This is a genomic window from Streptomyces sp. SM1, assembly GCF_002910825.1.
Lineage (GTDB): Bacteria > Actinomycetota > Actinomycetes > Streptomycetales > Streptomycetaceae > Streptomyces > Streptomyces okerensis.
In genome coordinates this window covers 14,229-34,710 of record NZ_NEUB01001044.1, presented here as the reverse complement: position 1 = coordinate 34,710, position 20,482 = coordinate 14,229, and the positions used below count along the sequence as shown (strand labels likewise).

Sequence of the window (20,482 nt, the reverse complement as noted above, 5' to 3'; positions counted from 1 at the left end):
CGCACCGCTGGTGGCTGCTGCTCGCCTTCCTCGCCGGACTGGGCGCCGCGTTCGCCGCACCCGCCGCGGGGGGTCTGCTGCTCGCCGGCGGCGGGGCCGGCCTGTGGCTGAAGGCGGCCTGGATCGGGCGGCTGGAGCAGGACGGCGAGCTGCTGTTGTGGGTGCGTGTCGACTGGCTGCGCGCGGGTGCGGGGCGGCCTGCCGGCAAGGGGGTCAAGGCGTACCGTGCCACGGGCGTCGCGGCGGGGGACGCGGCGCCGGGTGGCTCGCGGCGACGGGTTGCCGCGCCGGCCTGAGGGTTTCGTACGGGGCGCGGGGGATGGTTGCGCCGTTCCCCGCGCCCCTGGGGGTGGGCTGGTTTCGTGGTTTCCCGCGGGTGTGTGGGGGCTGGGCGCGCCGTTCTCCGCGCCCTTGGGGGTGAGGGGGTCAGAGGGTGAGGGCTGTCAGGGCGTCGGTGTGGGTGGTGCCTGACTCGGCGACGATCTCCTCGATCGTCTGGGCGCGGCGTACGGTCGCGAAGGTGATCGCGCCCGTGTCGTCCGGGGCGAAGCCGTGGATGGCCGGGCGGGGGAGCGAGTTGTACGCGTAGTGGTGGGCGAAGTAGTACGCGCCCGTGTCCAGCGCCGCCGCGTAGTCACCCTGCTCCAGCAGCGGCAGCTCCTGCCCCTGGGCGAGCAGGTCGCCCGCGAAGCAGGCCGGCCCCGCCACGTCCTGCACGACCGCCGGCCCCTCCTTGGGCCGCCCCTTCGCGTCGTACGCGGCGATCCTCAGCGGCCACGACCCCGGCGCGTACACCGTCCGCGTCGCCACCTGCACGCCCGCGTGCGTCACCGCGACCGGGCGCCCGCCCGCGCTCTTGGCGTACTCCACGCGCGCGACCACCGTGCCGTGCTTGGCCAGCAACGACCGGCCGAACTCGGTGACCAGCCCGTACCGTCCGTCGAACAGCCCCGGTACCGTCTCGCTCAGCACCCGCGCGTACTCCCCGTACGTCGGGCTGCTCGCCTCGGACGCGAAGTTCACCGGCAGGCCGCCGCCGATGTCGAGGGTGTCGACCTGCTGCCGCCCCGCACGCCGGTTGATCTCCTCCGCCAGCTCGTACGCCTCCGAGACCCCCCGCGCCATCATCGACAGCGCGACGCCCTGGGAACCGGAGTGGGTGTGCAGCCGGGTGAGCCACGGCCGGTCCAGATACGCCCGCACCACCCACTCACGCGCCCCCTCGTCGCGCAGCGCCACCCCGAACTTCGAGGTCGCCGTCGCCGTGGACAGCGCCTCGATGGAACCGCCGCCGACCTGCGGATTCACCCGGATACCGAGGGGGGAGCGGGAGCCGGACCCGGCCATCAGGGCGTCGATGCGCTCCAGCTCCTGCGGATTGTCCGCGTTCACGGCGATACCCAGCGCCAGCGCCTCCCGGAGTTCGGCGGGCGTCTTGGCGGGTGAGTCGAGGACCGTCCGCTCCGGCTCCACCCCCGCCGCGCGGGCCAGCGCCAGCTCGCCCGGACTCGCCACCTCCGCGCCGATGCCCTCCTCGCGCAGCAGCCGCAGCACGGGCACCAGCGGGCTCGCCTTCACCGCGAAGGCGTGCAGCACGGAGGTGCCGGGTGCCGTCACCGCGTCGAACGCCGCCCGCAGCCCGGCCGCCGACTCCCGGATGCCGGTCACGTCGAGCAGCGCCACCAGGGGGACGTCGGCGTCGAGCAGCCCCTGCTCCACGGCGGCCCGCACCGCCTCGTCCCGCCGGGCCGCCCGCCCGGTGCCCTGCGGGTCCACCTCGTCCGTCAGACCGTCCTCGTAAGCCACCGCGTCCCCCGTCCGGTCGGTGTTCTCCATGTTCGCGCGCATGTATCCAGCCAAACATCCCTCGTACGGACGCGCTGGCGCACCCCCCTGTTGACTAGCTCTATTCACCATTCGAGGATATGAATATCTACAGTAATCATCCGCAGCCCCCAGGAGGCACACCATGGCCGGACCCGGATCCGGAACCGGACCACGTCCCGTCCGAGCGCCGCGCGGCACCACCCCGAGCGCCCTGGGCTGGCAGCAGGAGGCCGCCCTGCGGATGCTGCAGAACAACCTCGACCCGGAGGTCGCCGAGCACCCCGACAAGCTCGTCGTCTACGGCGGCACCGGCAGGGCGGCACGCGACTGGCGTTCCTTCGACGCCATGGTCCGCACGCTGAAGACCCTCAAGCAGGACGAGACGATGCTCGTCCAGTCCGGCCGCCCCGTCGGTGTCATGCAGACCCACGAGTGGGCCCCGCGTGTCCTCATCGCCAACTCCAACCTCGTCGGCGACTGGGCCAACTGGGAGGAGTTCCGCCGCCTGGAGGCCCTCGGCCTGACCATGTACGGGCAGATGACCGCCGGCTCCTGGATCTACATCGGCACCCAGGGCATCCTCCAGGGCACCTACGAGACCTTCGCCGCCGTCGCCGCGAAGCTGCATTCGACGGGCAGAGGGGTCGACGGCACCCTCGCCGGAACCATCACCCTCACCGCCGGCCTCGGTGGCATGGGCGGCGCCCAGCCACTCGCCGTGACGATGAACGACGGTGTCGCGATCTGCGTCGACTGCGATCCGCGCGCGATCGAGCGCCGCATCGAGCACCGGTACCTGGACGTGAAGGCCGACTCCCTCGACCACGCCCTGGAGCTGGCCGTCGAGGCCCGCGACCGGCGGCGGCCGCTGTCCGTCGGCGTCCTCGGCAACGCCGCCGACGTGGTTCCCCAGCTGCTCGCCATGGGCGCCCCCCTCGACATCGTCACCGACCAGACCTCCGCCCACGACCCCCTGGCGTACCTCCCGGCCGGCATGGCCTTCGAGGACATGGCCGGCGCCGCCGCGAAGGACCCGGCCGGCTTCACCACCCGCGCCCGCGAGTCCATGGCCCGGCACGTCGAGGCGATGGTCGGCTTCCAGGACGCCGGCGCCGAGGTCTTCGACTACGGCAACTCGATCCGCGGTGAGGCGCAACTCGCCGGTTACGGACGCGCGTTCGCCTTCCCGGGGTTCGTGCCGGCCTACATCCGGCCGCTGTTCTGCGAGGGCAAGGGCCCGTTCCGCTGGGCCGCCCTCTCCGGTGACCCGGCCGACATCGCCAAGACCGACCGGGCGATCCTGGAACTCTTCCCGGAGAACGAGTCCCTGGCCCGCTGGATCAAACTGGCGGGGGAGCGGGTCCACTTCCAGGGACTCCCGGCCCGGATCTGCTGGCTCGGGTACGGCGAGCGCGACAAGGCCGGCGAGCGGTTCAACGACATGGTCGCGAGCGGGGAGCTCGCCGCGCCGGTCGTCATCGGACGGGACCATCTCGACTGTGGATCGGTGGCGTCGCCCTACCGGGAGACGGAGGCGATGCTGGACGGGTCCGACGCCATCGCCGACTGGCCGCTGCTGAACGCCATGGTGAATGTGGCGTCCGGGGCGTCGTGGGTGTCCGTCCACCACGGTGGAGGTGTGGGCATGGGACGGTCCCTCCACGCCGGGCAGGTGACGGTGGCGGACGGGACGGCGCTGGCGGGGGAGAAGATCCGGCGGGTGCTGACGAACGACCCCGGGATGGGTGTCATCCGGCATGTCGACGCCGGGTACGACATCGCGGAGTCGGTGGCGGGCGAGCGGGGCGTGCGGGTGCCGATGCGTGAGGGTGACCCGGCATGAGGGACGGCGACGGCGACTCCTCGGCCGGGGCGACGGGCGGATCGCCGCCGCCCGCTGCTCCGGCCGGGCCCACCCTGCCCCGGTCCCGGCCCCGACGGAGCGAGGGAGCCCTCACCCCGCGGAACGACTTCCCGCAGCCCGCCGGCGGTCCGCGGTTCGCCGATGACCCGGAGCCCGCCGTCGGCTCACGGGCCGGGGACGGTCCAGGGCCTGGTGGTGATGTGGAGTCCGGCGGCAGTGGCACGCGGTCCGCCGCCGGCTCACAGTCCCGGGGTGGCCTCCGGCTCGGCGGTGGCAAGGAGGCGGGGCATGACCTTCGGCCCGAGGGCCGCCCGCAGCGTCCCGGTGGTACCCAGCCCGGCGGTGGTTCTCGGTCCGGCGGAGGTCCGGAGTCCGGCGGGACGGGCGGCGCGCACGGCCGGTGGGCCGGTGAACGGCGGCCCGGTGGCGGTCCTGAGTCCGGCCGGGGGGACGACTTCCATGAGATGTGGCGTCAGCTGCTGCCCGTCGGGCGCGACGCCGCCTCCGGTGGGTACCGGCGGTTCGCCTGGACGGGGGCCGACTCCGACTGCCGGAGCTGGTTCGAGGAACAGGCCCGCAGCCGGCGGCTGGCCTACGAGGTCGACCGGAACGGGAACCAGTGGGCCTGGCTCGGCGACCCCGCGCGGGGGGACGCCGTGGTCACCGGGTCGCACCTCGACTCCGTCCCCGACGGCGGCGCCTTCGACGGGCCCCTCGGGGTCGTGTCCGCCTTCGCCGCCCTCGACGAACTGCGCCACAGGGGCGTGCGGTCGGCCAGGCCGCTCGGCATCGTCAACTTCGGGGACGAGGAGGGCGCGCGGTTCGGACTCGCCTGTGTCGGCTCACGGCTCACCGCGGGCGCGCTCACGGCCGAGCAGGCCCACCGGCTCACCGACGCCGACGGCATCACACTCCCGCGGGCCATGGAGGCCGCCGGGTACGACCCCGACGCCATCGGCGCCGACCCCGAACGGCTGGACCGTATCGGCGCCTTCGTCGAACTCCACGTCGAGCAGGGACGCGCCCTGGACCTGTCCGGCGACCGTATCGGCATCGCGTCCGCCATCTGGCCGCACGGCCGCTGGCGGTTCGACTTCCGCGGGGAGGCCAACCACGCCGGCACCACCCGGCTCGCCGACCGCCGCGACCCCATGCTGTCGTACGCCGAGACCGTCCTCGCCGCCCGCCGCGAGGCCGAACTCGCCGGTGCCGTCGCCACCTTCGGCAAGATCGCCGTCGAGCCGAACGGCGTCAACGCCATCCCCTCGCTGGTGCGCGGCTGGCTCGACTCCCGCGCCGCCGACCAGGAGCGCCTGGACGCCGTGGTCGGCGGCGTGGAGAAGGCCGCCCGCGCCTACGCCGCCGCCCACGGCGTGGACCTCGGCGTCGAACGCGAGTCCTTCACGCCCGTCGTCGAGTTCGACCACGCCCTGCGTGACGAACTCGCCCGCATCCTGGGCACCGACACGGACCTCACGGTGCCCGTCCTCGGCACCGGCGCCGGACACGACGCCGGGATCCTCTCCGGGCGCGTCCCGACCGCCATGCTGTTCGTGCGCAACCCGACCGGTGTCTCGCACTCCCCGGCCGAGTACGTGACCGAGGACGACTGCGTGGCCGGAGTCCTCGCCCTCGCCGACGTACTGGAAGGACTGGCCCGCACGTGACAGTCACCCCGCGGACGTACTGGCTGGAGCACGCCTGGCTCGGCACTCTCCCCCAAGCTCTCGGCTCCGCCCGAGCAGGGGGGACCCCCATCGCGCCAGGCGTCACCCTGGAGGTCGCGGACGGCCGCATCACCGCCGTCCGCCCGGACACGCCCGCCCCGCCGCCCGGCGCCGAGGTGCTGCGCGGACTGACCCTTCCCGGGCTGGCCAACGCGCACAGCCACGCCTTCCACCGCGCCCTGCGCTCCACCGCCCAGGTGGGCTCCGGGACCTTCTGGACCTGGCGCGAGATCATGTACGCCACGGCCGACCGGCTCACCCCGGACACCTACCGGGCCCTCGCCCGGGCGGTGTACGCGGAGATGGCCCTGGCGGGCATCACGACGGTCGGCGAGTTCCACTACGTCCACCACACCCCCGGCGGCACGCCCTACGCCGACCCCAACGCCATGGGCGAGGCGCTGGTCGCGGCCGCCGCCGAAGCCGGTGTCCGGATCACCCTCCTCGACACCGCCTATCTCTCCTCCGGCTTCGGACAGCCGCCCACCACCCACCAGCTCCGCTTCAACGACGGCGACGCGGACGCCTGGGCCGAACGCTGTTCACTTCTCAAGGAACAGGACCACGCACGGATCGGTGCGGCGATCCACTCCGTCCGGGCCGTACCGGCGGAGCAGCTGGCGACCGTGGCACGGTGGGCCCAGGAGCGGCGGGCCCCGCTCCATGTGCATCTGTCCGAGCAGACCGCCGAGAACGACGCCTGCCGCGAGATCCACGGCTGCACCCCGGCCCAGCTCCTGGCCGTGCACGGCGTTCTCGGACCACGCACCACCGGCGTCCACAACACCCATCTCACCGCCGAGGACATCTCCCTCATCGGCGGCAGCGGCACCGGCACCTGTATGTGCCCGACGACCGAACGGGACCTCGCCGACGGCATCGGCCCCGCCGCGGCCCTGCAGAACGAGGGGTCCCCGCTCTCCCTCGGCTCCGACAGCCACGCCGTGATCGACCTGTTCGAAGAGGCGCGCGCGATGGAGCTGAACGAGCGCCTGCGCACCCGCACCCGCGGCCACTGGACGGCCGCCGCGCTGCTGCGGGCCGCCTCCGCCGACGGACACGCCGCCCTCGGCTGGGACGGCATCGGCGCCATCGAGGCCGGGGCGCGCGCCGACCTCGTCACCCTCGCCCTCGACTCGGTCAGAACAGCGGGGCCACTGCCCCGGTTCGGCGCCGAGACGGCCGTATTCGCCGCGACGGCGGCGGACGTACGCCACACGGTCGTGGCCGGCCGGCACGTCGTGCGCGACGGGGTGCACACGCTGGTCCCCGATGTGCCCGGAGCCCTCGCGCGGGCCGTCGAAGCCCTGCGCGCCTGACCACCACCCACGAGGACACCATGAGCAGCACCGTCATCAGCAACATCGCCACGCTGGTCACCAACGACCCCTCCCTCGGTGACTGCTCGTCCCTCGGTCTGGTCCGGGACGCGGCCGTCGTCATCGAGGGCGACCGCGTCGTGTGGACCGGTGAATCAAGCAAAGCACCCGCCACTGACAACCGGGTCGACGCCGGGGGCCGGGCGGTCCTCCCGGGCTTCGTCGACTCCCACTCCCACCTCGTCTTCGCGGGCGACCGCACCGAGGAGTTCAACGCCAGGATGTCCGGCCGCCCCTACAGCGCGGGCGGCATCCGTACGACCGTGGCGGCCACCCGGGCCGCGAGCGACGCCGAACTGGAGGCGAACCTCACCCGCCACCTCACGGAAGCCCTGCGCCAGGGCACCACGACCTTCGAGACCAAGTCCGGCTACGGTCTGACCACCGAGGACGAGGCCCGCGCCCTGCGCCTGGCGGCCCGGCACACCGACGAGGTCACCTTCCTCGGCGCCCACATCGTCGCCCCCGAGTACGCCGGGGACCCGGCCGGGTACGTCGACCTGGTCACCGGCCCGATGCTGGACGCCTGCGCGCCGCACGCCCGCTGGATCGACGTCTTCTGCGAGAAGGGCGCCTTCGACGGCGACCAGGCCCGCGCGGTCCTCACCGCGGGCAGGGCCAAGGGCCTGCACCCGCGCGTCCACGCCAACCAGCTCTCGTACGGCCCCGGCGTGCGGCTCGCCGTCGAACTCGACGCGGCCAGCGCCGACCACTGCACCCACCTCACCGACGCCGACGTGGACGCCCTCGCGAACAGCCGCACGGTCGCCACCCTGCTGCCCGGCGCCGAGTTCTCCACCCGCGCCGACTGGCCGGACGCCCGCCGGCTGCTGGACGCCGGGGCGACGGTCGCACTGTCCACGGACTGCAACCCCGGCTCGTCCTTCACGTCCTCCGTCCCCTTCTGCATCGCCCTCGCGGTACGGGACATGGGGATGACACCGGACGAGGCGGTCTGGTCGGCCACCGCGGGCGGCGCGGCGGCCCTGCGCCGTACCGACATCGGCCGGCTGGCCCCGGGCGCGTACGCGGATCTCACGCTCCTCGACGCCCCGAGCCATGTCCACCTCGCCTACCGGCCGGGCGTCCCGCTGGTCGCCGGGGTGTGGCGCCGGGGCGTACGCGAGGTGTGACCGGGCGGACCGGCGGAAGGTCACCGGACGGGCAACCGGCCGAGGGGAGGGCCGCCGGCCGCCGGGAGGGCGTCACGGCAGCCCGAAGGGGGGCGGCCCGGCTGCGGACCGCCCCCCTGGAGGACAAGCGTCACCCGGCGAGGATCAGTCCTCGGCCGTGAGCCCCTTGCGCAGTTTCACCAGCGTCCGCGACAGCAGACGGGAGACGTGCATCTGGGAGATGCCCAGCTCCTCGCCGATCTCCGACTGGGTCATGCCCGCGACGAAACGCAGGGAGAGGATCTTCCGGTCCCGCGGCGGCAGTTCGGCGATCAGCGGCTTCAACGACTCGACGTACTCGATGCCTTCGAGCCCGTGGTCCTCGTAACCGATCCGGTCCGCCAGCGCGCCCTCGGCGTCGTCCTCCTCCGGCTGGGCGTCCAGCGAGGAGGCGGTGTAGGCGTTCGACGCGGCCATGCCCTCGACGACCTCGTCGTTGGTGATGCCCAGACGTTCCGCCAGCTCGGCCACCGTCGGCGCGCGGTCGAGCTGCTGGGCGAGTTCGTCACCGGCCTTGGCCAGGTCGAGCCGGAGCTCCTGGAGCCGGCGCGGTACGCGCACGGACCACGAGGTGTCCCGGAAGAAGCGCTTGATCTCGCCGATGATGGTCGGCATCGCGAAAGTGGGGAATTCCACACCGCGCGACAGTTCGAAGCGGTCGATCGCCTTGATCAGGCCGACGGTGCCGACCTGGATGATGTCCTCCATCGGCTCGCTGCGCGAGCGGAAGCGGGAGGCGGCGAACTTGACCAGCGCCAGGTTCAGTTCGACGAGCGTATTGCGTACGTACGAGTACTCCTGGGTGCCTTCCTCCAGCGACTCGAGGCGCTCGAAGAGGGTCTTGGACAGAGCCCGTGCGTCGACCGGGCCCACCTCGTCGTACGGCGGGATCTCCGGCAGTCCGGCGAGCAGATCGTCCGGGACGACACCCATATCGTCCTGTTCGATGGGATCCAGATGTTCCGGATGTGGTGTCGACGTCGCTTCAGGGGTAGGCGATGCGTCGAGCCGGGGTGACATGATGTCCTCCATCGTTCTCGGCATATGGCTGCCGAAGCCGATACGTGCACTGCGGTGTGCGGCGCCTCCAAAGCCGGCCGTGTCGGTTTACGTGTCTTTACTAGCCCTACCGGCTCCCGCAAGCACATCGCAAGTGCATTTTGTGTGTATATGTCCGTTTGTGCGTGATTGTTAGAGTGTCGATGCGTGGCCGGAAGGCGTAATGTTCAGAGGCGTCAGCAAGCAGCCACGGAGTCGGGAGAGAGAGACGGCATGGACCGCGGGACGGTCGGCAGCGCACAGTCGGGCCGGCTTCTGGTCGAGGTGCGAGAAGAGGGCCCCAGTGCCGTCGTGACTCCGGCGGGTGAGTTGGATCACCACACCGCCGACCTGTTGCGCGAGCCACTCGAGGGCTGCCTCGCCAAGGGATTCAAGCGTCTTGTCATCGACTGCTCCAGGCTGGAGTTCTGTGACTCAACAGGGCTGAACGTGCTGCTCGGTGCCCGGCTCAAGGCCGAGGCCGCCGGAGGCGGTGTCCATCTCGCGGGAATGCAGTCCGTGGTCGCTCGGGTGTTCGAGATCACGGGTGCGGACGCGGTGTTCACCGTCCACGACACTCTCGAGGCGGCCCTGGCCGACGATTCGGCGTGATCCGCGCGGGCATGCCCGGCGGGGCGCTTCCGCCGCTCCCGTCGCCGGGGGTGTCCCCCCGGCGCGCCTTTTCGTGCGAATACGGGGGTGTCCCGTCGGTGCGCCCGGGCAGGAGACACCCTGAACGGGCCGGACACGGTGGTCGCGAGGGTGCCGGGAACCGGACGTGCCGTACGTGCGTGACCGACCGAGTACGCAATCTTTTGAATCGTGAACCGGTGACACGGTGAGGTGAAGCGCTGATGAGCACCACCCGGCCCTATTCGCCGGGCGACCGCGGTCCGGAGCCCGGCGGCGCTTCCGGGATGCCCGGGGGCGCGGCGCCGGCCGGGGGCGCGCCCGAAGGCGGCGTGACCACGCCCACCGCGCCGCCGGGCTCCGCGGGCGGCGGGATCCGCCGGCTCGACTTCGACGGCCAGAGCGGAGTCGTCCCGCTCGCCCGTGACTTCACCCGTCAGGCGCTGTACGAGTGGGGCTGGCTGCCCGCCGCCACCGCGGACCGACGGGCCGCCGCCGAGGACGTCCTGCTCGTCGTCTCGGAGCTGGTCACCAACGCCTGCCTGCACGCCGAGGGGCCGGACCACATGGCGATCACCTGCGACAAGAAGGTGATCCGGCTGGAGGTCACCGACCGCGGCACGGGTCAGCCGGCCCCGCGCACCCCGCACCGGGCGGGGCGGCCCGGTGGTCACGGTATGTTCATCGTCCAGCGGCTGTGCCTGGACTGGGGCGTCGTCCGTGCGGCCGATGTGGCGGGCAAGACGGTGTGGGCGGAGCTGGGCACACCCGCGTAGCCCTCCGGGGCACGGTGAGGCGCCCCCGCCGCCCCGTCCCGCCCCGTCCCGGAGCGGGGCCCCGCCCCGGACCCCGCTCCTCAAACGCCGGAGGGGCTGACATCAGCCCCTCCGGCGTTCGCAGTCGTGGACGCGGGTCCCGGTACCGCTCAGCGCACGTCGCCCATGAGGGTCTTCACCCTCTTGCGGTACATCCACACCGCGACACCGGCCAGCACCGCGAGCGTCGCCTCCATCGCGACGATGCCCGTCCTGTTCAGGTCGACGCCGGCGATGGACAGCAGTCCGGTCGTGGCGTCACCGGCGGTCACGGCCAGGAACCAGACACCCATCATCTGCGAGGCGTACTTCGCCGGCGCCATCTTCGTGGTGACCGACAGGCCGACCGGGGAGAGCAGCAGCTCACCGACGGTCTGGGTGAAGTAGATCGCCACCAGCCACAGCGCCGCCGCCTTGTGACCGCCCTCGGCGATCGACAGCGGGGCAAGGAAGAGGAAGAACGACACACCGACCAGCACGAGACCGGAAGCGAACTTCACGATCGTGCTCGGCTCCTTGCCGCGCCGGTTCAGTGCCAGCCAGATCCAGGCGAAGACCGGAGCCAGCGCCATGATCAGGACGGGGTTGACCGACTGGTACCAGGAGACCGGGAAGTCCCAGCCGAGGACGCTGTTCTCGGCCGACGAGGCGGCGAAGATCGACAGGGTCGAGCCGCCCTGGTCGTAGATCATCCAGAAGATCGCCGCGGCGACGAAGAACCAGATGTACGCGGACATCTTGGACTGCTCGGCGCGGTCCAGGTCCTTGTCGCGCTTGATGCGGGCGATCACCATCACCGGGACGATCACGCCGAGCAGCGTCAGCGGGACCAGGACCCAGTTCAGGGTGTAGGTGCCGGTGATGCCGAGGACGGCGTACGCGACGAAGGCGACGCCCGCCCACAGCGCGGCCTTGCGCAGCGTCGAGGACCTCTCCTCGGCCGACAGCGGCTTCGGGACGACGCTGGACCGGGCGTCCAGGTGACGGCTGCCCAGCAGGAACTGCACCACGCCCAGGCCCATGCCGGCCGCGGCGAGCGCGAAACCCAGGTGCCAGTTGACGTTCTCACCGATGGTGCCGATGATCAGCGGCGCGGCGAAGGCACCCAGGTTGATGCCCATGTAGAAGACGGTGAAGCCGCCGTCCCGGCGCGGGTCGTCCGGGCCCTGGTAGAGCTGGCCGACCATCGTGGAGATATTGGCCTTCAGCAGACCGGAGCCGATGGCGACCAGGCCGAGCCCCGCGTAGAAGGTGCCGGAGGACGGCAGGGCCAGCGTCAGATGGCCCAGCATGATGATGCCGCCGGCGACGGCCACGGTCTTGCGGGGGCCCCACACGCGGTCGCCGAACCAGCCGCCCGGCATCGTGAGCAGGTACACCAGCGAGAGGTAGACCGAGTAGATCGCGGTGGCGGTGCCCGCGCTCAGACCCAGTCCGCCCGGCGCGACGAGGTACAGCGGGAGCAGGGCCCTCATTCCGTAGTAGGAGAACCGCTCCCACATCTCGGTCATGAAGAGTGTGGCCAGTCCGCGGGGGTGGCCGAAGAAGGTCTTCTCGGAACCGGGGGTGCCCGGAGATACCGAGTCCTTCGTCAGGCTGGACGCCATGGTCGTTCCTTGCTGTCGGGACGCGTCGCGGATTGCGGATACCGATACGCGCCCGGTGGGGGGCAGGCCGGCACCGGCGAGGCCGTACCGTCCACCCCACGCCCGGGGGAGGCCGCCCCGGATCGCGGAGCGGCGGACGGCGACCACCGGGATCCGCGCCTCTGCCGTCGCGTCCACGCGCGGCGAGGCCCGGCCACAGGTCATTCCTTCCGGGGCCGGCGGAAAACCGGCCCGCACACAGAAGAGACCCTCGGCGTCGACTGCGCCAAAGGTCCCCGTGGTGCAACAGGCGTGAATTCACCATACGGCAGGACAGTGCCGGATATGGAAGGACGTGAGACGCGGATCACAGGTGAGGAAGGAACCGGATCGCTCATTCGAAGGCTGCCCCCGCCATCGCACCCCACACCCCCAGGTCCGTACCGTGGCCGCCGGAGGTGAGGGACAGGTGTGCCGGAGGTAAGAACCCGGCCCGGCGATCACACCACTGGGCGCACCGCGACGGGACTACCATCACTGCCATGACCCGTGTACTGCTCGCCGAGGACGACGCGTCCATCTCGGAGCCGCTGGCCCGCGCCCTGCGCCGGGAGGGCTACGAAGTCGAGGTGCGTGAGGACGGACCCGGCGCGCTCGACGCCGGAATGCAGGGCGGCGTCGACCTGGTGGTGCTGGATCTCGGCCTGCCCGGCATGGACGGCCTGGAGGTCGCCCGCCGGCTGCGCTCCGAGGGGCACACGGTTCCGCTGCTGATCCTGACCGCCCGCGCGGACGAGGTGGACACCGTCGTGGGCCTGGACGCGGGCGCCGACGACTACGTCACCAAGCCGTTCCGCCTCGCCGAACTGCTCGCCCGGGTCCGCGCCCTGCTGCGGCGCGGCTCCACCGAACCCCAGCAGCCGCCCGCCACCCACGGGGTGCGTATCGACGTCGAGTCGCACCGGGCGTGGATGGGCGAGGAGGAGCTCCAGCTCACCGCCAAGGAGTTCGACCTGCTGCGGGTCCTGGTGCGGGACGCGGGCCGGGTCGTCACCCGTGACCAGCTGATGCGCGAGGTCTGGGACACCACCTGGTGGTCCTCCACCAAGACCCTCGACATGCACATCTCCTGGCTGCGCAAGAAACTGGGCGACGACGCCGCCAACCCCCGCTACATCGCGACCGTGCGCGGTGTGGGCTTCCGTTTCGAGAAGAGCTGAACCCCCGACGGGGTCCGGCTCAGGGTAAGAGAACATGCGCCGTCGCCTGATCCAGTCCACGCTCGCCGTGGTGCTCGTCGTGATCGCCGTCTTCGGCGTCTCCCTGGTGATCGTGGAGACCCGCACGATCAGCGAGACCGCCAGGGAGCGGGTGGAGTCCGAGGCGGTGCGGCTGGCCAGCATCGTCGACAGCCGGCTGCTCGTCGAGGACAAGGTCACCGCCGAGATCCTGAGCGAGCAGATCACCGAGGACCGGTACGCCCTCGTCGAGATCCCCGGCAAACCGCCCATCGAGGTCGGCACCAGACCGGACGGCGACGTCATCAGCGCGTCGGCACCCGGCAAGGAGGGTGAGACGGTCACCGTCCAGGAACCGCGCTCCTCGGTGACCCGGGAGGTCGGCCGTACGCTGCTGATCATCGGCCTGGTGGCGCTGCTGGCGGTGATCGCCGCGGTGCTGCTGGCGATCCGCCAGGCGAGCCGGCTCGCCTCACCGCTGACCGACCTCGCGGAGACCGCCGAACGTCTCGGTTCCGGCGACCCGCGCCCCCGGCACCGCCGCTACGGTGTCCCCGAGCTGGACCGGGTCGCGGACGTGCTGGACTCCTCCGCCGAACGCATCGGCCGCATGCTGACCGCCGAGCGCCGCCTGGCCGCCGACGCCTCCCACCAGCTGCGCACCCCGCTCACCGCTCTGTCGATGCGGCTGGAGGAGATCACCCTCACCGACGACCCGGACACGGTGAAGGAGGAGGCGACGATCGCGCTGGCGCAGGTGGAACGGCTGACCGACGTGGTGGAGCGGCTGCTGACCAACTCCCGCGACCCCCGTACCGGCTCCGCGGTCACCTTCGACCTCGACGAGGTGATCACCCAGCAGCTCGCCGAGTGGCGCCCCGCCTACCGCAGCGCGGGCCGCGCGATCGTCACGTCCGGCAAGCGGGAACTGCGGGCCGTGGGCACACCGGGCGCGGTCGCCCAGGTGCTGGCCGCGCTGATCGAGAACTCCCTGATGCACGGTGGTGGCACGGTCGCCCTGCGGACCCGGGTCACCGGCAACCAGGTCGTCGTCGAGGTCACCGACGAGGGCCCCGGCGTCCCCGCCGACCTGGGCGCCCGGATCTTCGAGCGGGCGATCAGCGGTCACAACTCCACCGGCATCGGACTCGCCGTCGCCCGGGACCTGGCGGAGGCCGACGGCGGCCGTCTGGAGATGCTCCAGGCCAGCCCCGCCGTCTTCGGCCTGTTCCTCTCCCGCACACCCCCGCAGAAGTCCCCGGCCGCGCACAACGGCCGCACCGTCCGCTGACGGCGAGGGCGGCGCGGTGCGGGGGTGGCCGGAAGGTGTGCGGTCGCCGGCGGAAGGCGGGCGGCGGACGGCAGGGTGCCGGCAGGCTAGGGAACCCGCTGCTTCGACTGGCGGCCCCGGCCACCGGTGACCGGGCCCGACCCCGCCACCGGCCCCCGGGCCGGCAGCGCGCGGAACACCCAGGTGCGGTAGGACCAGAAGCGGAAGAGCGTCGCGATGCCGATGCCGAGGAACTTGAAGATGTTGCTCTGCAGCGAGCTGTCCCAGCCGAAACCGTATGTCGCCGTGTACAGCACGCCGTTCTCGATGACCAGGCCGACGGCGCTGAACAGCAGGAACAGCGACATCTCCCGGGTGCGTCCGGACTTGTCGCGGTCCCGGTAGGCGAAGTACCGGAAACCGACGTAGTTGAAGACGATCGCCACGATGGTGGCGATGACGCTCGCCCGTACCACCGGGAGGTCGGTCAGCTGCCGGACCAGGTTGAACACACCCAGGTTGACCAGTACGCCGGCTCCCCCCACCGCGCCGAACTTGGCCATTTCCCGGAAGAGACGTCGAAGCCCCGGGGAACCGCGTTCCATCGCCTGCAGGCTCCCGTCCGTCGAATGCGTCAACCCAGCCATGCTAACCACCCACCCGCGCGATCTTCCTGCGGACGCGGGCGGTGACCGCGGTCCTTCCCGCCCGACGGGTGCGAAATCGGCCACCGTGGCGCGGGCCGATACCCTGGGGGCGTGACGTTCCCGGTAGTCGGCATGGTCGGCGGGGGCCAGCTCGCTCGTATGACACACGAGGCGGGCATCCCGCTCGGCATCAGGTTCAAGCTTCTCAGTGACACTCCGCAGGATTCCGCGGCACAGGTGGTCGGCGATGTCGTCGTCGGCGACTACCGCGACCTGGAGACGCTGCGCGACTTCGCGCGCGGCTGCGACGTGATCACCTTCGACCACGAGCACGTGCCCACCGAGCACCTCAGGGCCCTGGAGGCGGACGGTATCCCCGTCCGCCCCGGCCCCGACGCGCTCGTGCACGCCCAGGACAAGGGCGTGATGCGCGCGAGGCTCGACGCGATCGGCGTGCCGTGTCCGCGGCACCGCCTCGTCGCGGACCCCGGGGACGTGGCCGCGTTCGCGGCGGAGGGTGGGGGAGGGTTCCCCGTCGTCCTCAAGACGGTCCGCGGCGGCTACGACGGCAAGGGCGTGTGGGTCGTCGGCTCCGCCGAGGAGGCCGCCGAGCCGTTCAAGGCCGGCGTTTCCGTCCTCGCCGAGGAGAAGGTCGACTTCGTGCGCGAGCTGGCCGCCAACGTGGTCCGCTCCCCGCACGGCCAGGCCGTCGCCTACCCGGTCGTGGAGTCGCAGCAGGTGAACGGCGTCTGTGACACGGTGATCGCGCCCGCGCCCGGCCTCGACGAGGAACTCGCGCTGCGGGCCGAGGAGATGGCACTGCACATCGCGGGGGAGCTCGGCGTCGTCGGCCATCTCGCGGTCGAACTGTTCCAGACCCGCGACGGCCGCATCCTCGTCAACGAACTCGCGATGCGCCCGCACAACTCCGGACACTGGTCCATGGACGGCGCGATCACCTCGCAGTTCGCCAACCACGTCCGCGCCGTCCTCGACCTCCCGCTCGGCGACCCGCGCCCGCGGGCGAAGTGGACGGTCATGGTGAACGTCCTCGGCGGCGACTACCCGGACATGTACTCCGCGTACCTGCACTGCATGGCCCGCGACCCCCAGCTGAAGATCCACATGTACGGCAAGGACGTGAAGCCCGGCCGCAAGGTCGGCCACGTCAACACCTACGGCGACGACCTGGACGACGTGCTGGAGCGCGCACGCCACGCAGCCGGCTACCTGAGAGGCACGATCACCGAATGAGCCCGGTCGTAGGCATTGTCATGGGGTCGGACTCCGACTGGCCCGTCATGGAGGCGGCCGCCGAGGCCCTCGACGAGTTCGAGATCGACTACGAGGTCGACGTCGTCTCCGCGCACCGCATGCCCCGCGAGATGATCGCGTACGGCGAGCAGGCCGCGGAGCGGGGACTCAAGGTGATCATCGCGGGTGCGGGCGGCGCCGCCCATCTGCCCGGCATGCTCGCCTCGGTCACCCCGCTGCCCGTCATCGGTGTGCCCGTGCCGCTGAAGTACCTCGACGGCATGGACTCCCTGCTGTCCATCGTGCAGATGCCGGCCGGTGTCCCGGTCGCCACCGTCTCCGTGGCAGGCGCGCGCAACGCGGGCCTGCTCGCCGCCCGGATCCTCGCCACCCACGACGAGGAACTCCTCGGCCGGATGCGGGAGTTCCAGCAGGAGCTGAACGACCAGGCCGCCGAGAAGGGCAAGCGGCTGCGCGCCAAGGCCGAGGGCTCCGCCGACGGCTTCGGCTTCGGCAAGTGAGCGGGGTGGGTCCTGCCGTGAAGCACCTCGACGAAGCCCGCGCGCTGCTGACCGAGTTCCCCGTCGTCGACGGGCACAACGACCTGCCGTGGGCGCTGCGCGAACAGGTCCGCTACGACCTCGGCGCCCGCGACATCGCCGCCGACCAGTCGGCCCACCTGCACACCGACATCCCCCGGCTGCGGGCGGGCGGGGTCGGCGCGCAGTTCTGGTCGGTGTACGTCCGCGCGGACCAGCCCGACCCGGTGCCGGCCACGCTGGAACAGATCGACTGCGTACGGCAGTTGCTGGCCCGGTACCCCGATGACCTGGCGCCCGCGCTGACCGCCGCCGACATGCAGGCCGCGCGCCGGCAGGGCCGTATCGCCTCCCTCATGGGGGCGGAGGGCGGCCACTCGATAGCCGACTCCCTCGGCACGCTGCGGGGGTTGTACGACCTCGGGGTCCGCTATCTGACCCTCACCCACAACTTCAACGTGGCGTGGGCGGATTCGGCGACGGACGAGCCGGGAGTGGGCGGCCTGTCCGCCTTCGGCCGCGAGGTGGTGCGGGAGATGAACCGGCTCGGCATGCTGGTCGACCTCTCCCACGTCGCCGCGACCACCATGCGGGACGCCCTCGACGCCACGTCCGCGCCGGTGATCTTCTCCCACTCCTCCGCCCGCGCGGTCTGCGACCACCCGCGCAACATCCCGGACGGCGTCCTGGAGCGGCTGCCGGCCAACGGTGGCGTCGCGATGGTGACGTTCGTCCCGAAGTTCGTGCTCCAGGCCGCCGTCGACTGGACCGCGGCGGCCGACGAGAACATGCGCGCCCACGGCTTCCACGACACCACGGCCGAGGGGATGAAGGTCCACCGGGCCTTCGAGGAGACCCACCCGCGCCCGGTCGCGACGGTGTCCACGGTCGCCGACCACCTGGACCACATGCGCGAGGTCGCCGGCGTCGACCACCTCGGCATCGGCGGCGACTACGACGGCACGGCCTTCACCCCGGACGGCCTCGGCGACGTGTCCGCCTACCCGAACCTGATCGCCGAGCTGCTCGGCCGCGGCTGGTCCAGGTCCGACCTGGCCAAGCTGACCTGGCAGAACGCGGTACGCGTACTGGCCGCCGCGGAGGACGTCTCCCGCGACCTCCGCACCACCCGCGCACCGTCCCACGCGACACTGGAGTCCCTGGACACATAAGGGGCGCGGGGAACCGCGCAAGGGGGTCCGGGGGCGCAGCCCCCGGGGACGATGGGGGCACCTCCCGCTCGGGCGAAGCCGAGAGTGGAGGGGGGAAGGGGCGGCGGGGGCGGGAATCCCGCGCCGGCACGCCCCTGAACGGGCGGCGGGGGCGGGAATCCCGGGGCAGGACGCCCCCGAACGCCGCTCGCCGACTCACGGCCCGCCACATGACCACCTCGTCGCCGCCGTGCCGGCCGGACCGCGCCCCACCGCACCGGCCCCGCACCGGCCGTACCCCCGAACGCCGCGTCCACCAGGAACCACGCCCCCGCTCCGTGCGACGGTGACCGTACTGCCCAGGTCACGACGTACGGAGCCCGTGATGGCCGATCTCCAGGACGACCTGCACCCCGCCGCCGAGGCCGGCCGGGCCGACGAGCCGTACCCGCAGGAGGCGGTGGTCGTCGGGCCGGAGACCTACGAGCCCGTCTCCGACCCGGACGACACCCCGCTGACCCGCGCCCGTGCCGTCCTCGCCGCCCATCCCGTTGCCGACGGCTACAGCGGCCTCGCCGACGCGCTGCGCCGACTGCCCTGGTACGACCTCGACGTCGGGGAGAACGCCGTCGACACGGACGTGCCCCGGCTGCGCAAGGGCCAGGTCGGCGCCCTGTTCTGGGCACTGCACCTGCCCGAGGGGCAGGACGGCGACCGCGCTGTCGGCGCGACCCTGGAGCAACTGGACCTGGCGAAGACGGTGGTCGCCGCCCACGACGAGGGGCTGCGGCCCGCCCGTACCGCCGGCGAGGTCGCCGATGCCCGCAACTGCGGCCGGGTGGCGGTCCTCTTCGGGCCCGCCGGTGCCGCCGCGCTCGGCGACTCCCTGAGCGTCCTGCGCTCCCTGCACCTCCTCGGGCTGCGCGTCCTCACCCTGGCCGGCACCTCCTGGGCCGGTGCCGCGGGACTGACCCGGTTCGGCGAGGAGGTCGTCCGCGAGATGAACCGGGTCGGCCTGGTCGCCGACCTGTCGGGCGCCTCCGCCCCGACGATCCGCCGGGCCCTCGCCCTCTCCAAGGCGCCCGTGCTGTTCACCCGTTCCGCCGCCCGCACCCTGCGCCCCCACCCGGCCAACCTTCCCGACGACCTGCTCGGCGAGGTGGGGGAGGCCAAGGGCCTGTGCCTGGTGCCGCTGACCGCCGAACAGGCCGGCCCGAGCGTCCGTGACGTCGCCGACCACCTCGACCACATCCGTACCCTCGCCGGACCGGAGTGCGTGGGCCTGTCCGGCACCTACGACACCGGCAGCGCCCACCCGCAGGAACTCCACGACACCTCCTGCTACCCCCGGCTGATCGCCGAACTGCTGCGGCGCGGCTGGGAGGAGTCCGACGTGGCCCTGCTGACCTGGGGCAATGTCCAGCGGGTGCTGCGCGGCGCCGACTTCACGGCCCATGCCGCCCAGCAGCGCCGGCCCCCGTCCACGGCGACGATCGCCGACCTGGACCGCTGAACCGGCCCGGCCCCTACGGCTGTTCGATCCGGCACAGGCAGAACGGATGCCCCGCGGGGTCGGCGTACACGCGGAAGTCCTTGCTCCGGTAGTCCTCCCGGTCCAGCACCCGCGCCCCCAGCGCCAGTACCTTCTCCTCGGCCGCGTCGATCTCCTCCCAGGTGCCCCCGGCGTCGAAGTCGAGATGGAACTGCTGGGAGCCCTGGCCGGCGTGCGGCCAGTCGGGCGGGGCGTACCCCGGCGCTCGCTGGAAGGCCAGCCGCGGCCCCGCGGGGATCTGGAGCACCACCCAGTCCGCGTCCTCCTCCACGGGGGTGCCGCCGCCGACGGCCGCGTAGAAGACGGCCAGCTCCCGGGGGTCGGGGCAGTCGAGGACGACAGAGCGCAGGCGGGCCACGGCGGCCATGCGTTTCTCCAGGTGTCAGCAGGCGCAGAGGCAGAACGGGTGCCCGGCCGGGTCCGCGTAAACCCGGAAGGTCCGCGAGCGGTCCTCCGTGTCCAGCGGCTTCGCGCCGAGTGCCAGTACCTCCTTCTCGGCCGCGTCCAGGTCCTCGACGGTCAGGTCCAGATGGAACTGCTGCGAGCGGTCCGCAGCCGGCCACCGCGGCGGCACGTGCCCCGGGGCCGCCTGGAAGGCGAGGGCCGGACCGCCCGGCACCGAGAGGTCCACCCAGTCGCCCTCCCCTTCCACCGTGCCGCCCACGATCGCGGCGTAGAACCCCGCCAGCGCACGCGGACCGGGACAGTCCAGGACGACGGCGCCCACCTTGGCAACGGACATGACTCTCTCCTCGGATCGACGTCTGGAGTTACCCGCATATGCAGGTAACCG

Annotated in this window: 19 protein-coding genes and 1 pseudogene; 13 read left to right on the top strand and 7 right to left on the bottom strand. The window is 72.3% G+C overall.

Going from position 1 to position 20,482, the window contains the following annotated elements; all coding sequences use genetic code 11:
* A pseudogene (locus B9S61_RS39125) lies at positions 1-296 on the top strand (hypothetical protein); the annotation flags it as partial.
* A 130-nt stretch (positions 297-426) separates the two neighbouring features.
* On the opposite strand, the gene B9S61_RS39120 reads toward B9S61_RS39125, so the two are convergent.
* On the bottom strand, positions 427-1,848 hold the full coding sequence (locus tag B9S61_RS39120) for a diaminopimelate decarboxylase (protein WP_181007739.1): 1,422 nt from the start codon (positions 1,846-1,848) through the stop codon (positions 427-429).
* 121 nt (positions 1,849-1,969) lie between these two features.
* On the opposite strand from B9S61_RS39120, the gene hutU reads away from it, so the two are divergent.
* A complete protein-coding gene (gene hutU / locus B9S61_RS39115; protein ID WP_103546468.1) occupies positions 1,970-3,670 on the top strand; it encodes a urocanate hydratase in 1,701 nt (566 codons plus the stop codon).
* A gap of 260 nt (positions 3,671-3,930) precedes the next feature.
* Here the strand turns inward: hutU and B9S61_RS39110 are convergent, their stop codons facing one another.
* Positions 3,931-4,152 (bottom strand): hypothetical protein, encoded by a 222-nt coding sequence (locus B9S61_RS39110; protein ID WP_103546467.1) that lies wholly within the window; start codon positions 4,150-4,152, stop codon positions 3,931-3,933.
* Between the two features lie 3 nt (positions 4,153-4,155).
* On the opposite strand from B9S61_RS39110, the gene B9S61_RS39105 reads away from it, so the two are divergent.
* From B9S61_RS39105 to hutI, 3 genes are read left to right on the top strand one after another with little or no spacing between them, the layout of a single operon-like run.
* Positions 4,156-5,358 carry an allantoate amidohydrolase gene (locus B9S61_RS39105; protein ID WP_103546465.1) on the top strand — a complete coding sequence of 401 codons (1,203 nt, stop codon included), beginning with the start codon at positions 4,156-4,158 and terminating at the stop codon, positions 5,356-5,358.
* The gene (locus B9S61_RS39100; protein ID WP_103546463.1) at positions 5,355-6,737 is read left to right on the top strand and encodes a formimidoylglutamate deiminase; all 1,383 of its coding nucleotides are present in this window, start codon (positions 5,355-5,357) and stop codon (positions 6,735-6,737) included. The genes B9S61_RS39105 and B9S61_RS39100 overlap by 4 nt, the downstream gene beginning before the upstream one ends.
* Positions 6,738-6,757: 20 nt before the next feature.
* Complete coding sequence (hutI, locus tag B9S61_RS39095; protein WP_103546461.1) at positions 6,758-7,930, top strand: imidazolonepropionase; 1,173 nt, start codon at positions 6,758-6,760, stop codon at positions 7,928-7,930.
* Between the two features lie 144 nt (positions 7,931-8,074).
* On the opposite strand, the gene B9S61_RS39090 is transcribed toward hutI, so the two are convergent.
* Entirely contained in the window at positions 8,075-8,989 is a 915-nt protein-coding gene (locus tag B9S61_RS39090; protein ID WP_103546473.1) for an RNA polymerase sigma factor SigF, read from the bottom strand.
* A 252-nt stretch (positions 8,990-9,241) separates the two neighbouring features.
* Between B9S61_RS39090 and B9S61_RS39085 the strand changes: the two genes are divergently transcribed.
* Together B9S61_RS39085 and B9S61_RS39080 are read left to right on the top strand one after the other, a co-directional pair.
* Positions 9,242-9,619 carry an STAS domain-containing protein gene (locus tag B9S61_RS39085; RefSeq protein WP_103546460.1) on the top strand — a complete coding sequence of 126 codons (378 nt, stop codon included), beginning with the start codon at positions 9,242-9,244 and terminating at the stop codon, positions 9,617-9,619.
* A 242-nt stretch (positions 9,620-9,861) separates the two neighbouring features.
* A complete protein-coding gene (locus tag B9S61_RS39080) occupies positions 9,862-10,413 on the top strand; it encodes an ATP-binding protein (RefSeq protein WP_103546459.1) in 552 nt (183 codons plus the stop codon).
* Positions 10,414-10,562: 149 nt separating this feature from the next.
* Here the strand turns inward: B9S61_RS39080 and B9S61_RS39075 are convergent, their stop codons facing one another.
* Positions 10,563-12,059, bottom strand: coding sequence for an oligopeptide:H+ symporter (locus B9S61_RS39075; protein WP_103546457.1), 1,497 nt, complete (start codon positions 12,057-12,059; stop codon positions 10,563-10,565).
* 521 nt (positions 12,060-12,580) lie between these two features.
* Between B9S61_RS39075 and B9S61_RS39070 the strand changes: the two genes are divergently transcribed.
* Together B9S61_RS39070 and B9S61_RS39065 are read left to right on the top strand one after the other, a co-directional pair.
* Positions 12,581-13,258 (top strand): response regulator transcription factor, encoded by a 678-nt coding sequence (locus tag B9S61_RS39070; protein WP_103546455.1) that lies wholly within the window; start codon positions 12,581-12,583, stop codon positions 13,256-13,258.
* Positions 13,259-13,292: 34 nt separating this feature from the next.
* A complete protein-coding gene (locus B9S61_RS39065; RefSeq protein WP_103546453.1) occupies positions 13,293-14,567 on the top strand; it encodes an ATP-binding protein in 1,275 nt (424 codons plus the stop codon).
* Positions 14,568-14,653: 86 nt separating this feature from the next.
* Here B9S61_RS39065 and B9S61_RS39060 read toward each other — a convergent pair whose 3' ends face one another.
* Positions 14,654-15,151: a GtrA family protein gene (locus B9S61_RS39060; protein WP_103546451.1), complete on the bottom strand. Its 498-nt coding sequence runs from the start codon at positions 15,149-15,151 to the stop codon at positions 14,654-14,656.
* Positions 15,152-15,304: 153 nt separating this feature from the next.
* On the opposite strand from B9S61_RS39060, the gene B9S61_RS39055 reads away from it, so the two are divergent.
* The 4 genes from B9S61_RS39055 to B9S61_RS39040 all read left to right on the top strand — a co-directional run bounded on the left by B9S61_RS39055 (position 15,305) and on the right by B9S61_RS39040 (position 19,650).
* Complete coding sequence (locus B9S61_RS39055) at positions 15,305-16,447, top strand: 5-(carboxyamino)imidazole ribonucleotide synthase (protein ID WP_103546450.1); 1,143 nt, start codon at positions 15,305-15,307, stop codon at positions 16,445-16,447.
* Entirely contained in the window at positions 16,444-16,968 is a 525-nt protein-coding gene (purE, locus tag B9S61_RS39050; RefSeq protein ID WP_103546448.1) for a 5-(carboxyamino)imidazole ribonucleotide mutase, read from the top strand. The genes B9S61_RS39055 and purE overlap by 4 nt, the downstream gene beginning before the upstream one ends.
* A gap of 17 nt (positions 16,969-16,985) precedes the next feature.
* Positions 16,986-18,158: a dipeptidase gene (locus B9S61_RS39045; RefSeq protein ID WP_103546447.1), complete on the top strand. Its 1,173-nt coding sequence runs from the start codon at positions 16,986-16,988 to the stop codon at positions 18,156-18,158.
* Between the two features lie 364 nt (positions 18,159-18,522).
* Positions 18,523-19,650: a dipeptidase gene (locus B9S61_RS39040; protein ID WP_103546445.1), complete on the top strand. Its 1,128-nt coding sequence runs from the start codon at positions 18,523-18,525 to the stop codon at positions 19,648-19,650.
* A gap of 13 nt (positions 19,651-19,663) precedes the next feature.
* Here the strand turns inward: B9S61_RS39040 and B9S61_RS39035 are convergent, their stop codons facing one another.
* Together B9S61_RS39035 and B9S61_RS39030 are read right to left on the bottom strand one after the other, a co-directional pair.
* Positions 19,664-20,056, bottom strand: coding sequence for a VOC family protein (locus B9S61_RS39035; RefSeq protein WP_103546443.1), 393 nt, complete (start codon positions 20,054-20,056; stop codon positions 19,664-19,666).
* A 15-nt stretch (positions 20,057-20,071) separates the two neighbouring features.
* Complete coding sequence (locus B9S61_RS39030) at positions 20,072-20,431, bottom strand: VOC family protein (RefSeq protein WP_103546441.1); 360 nt, start codon at positions 20,429-20,431, stop codon at positions 20,072-20,074.
* Positions 20,432-20,482 lie beyond the last annotated feature (51 nt).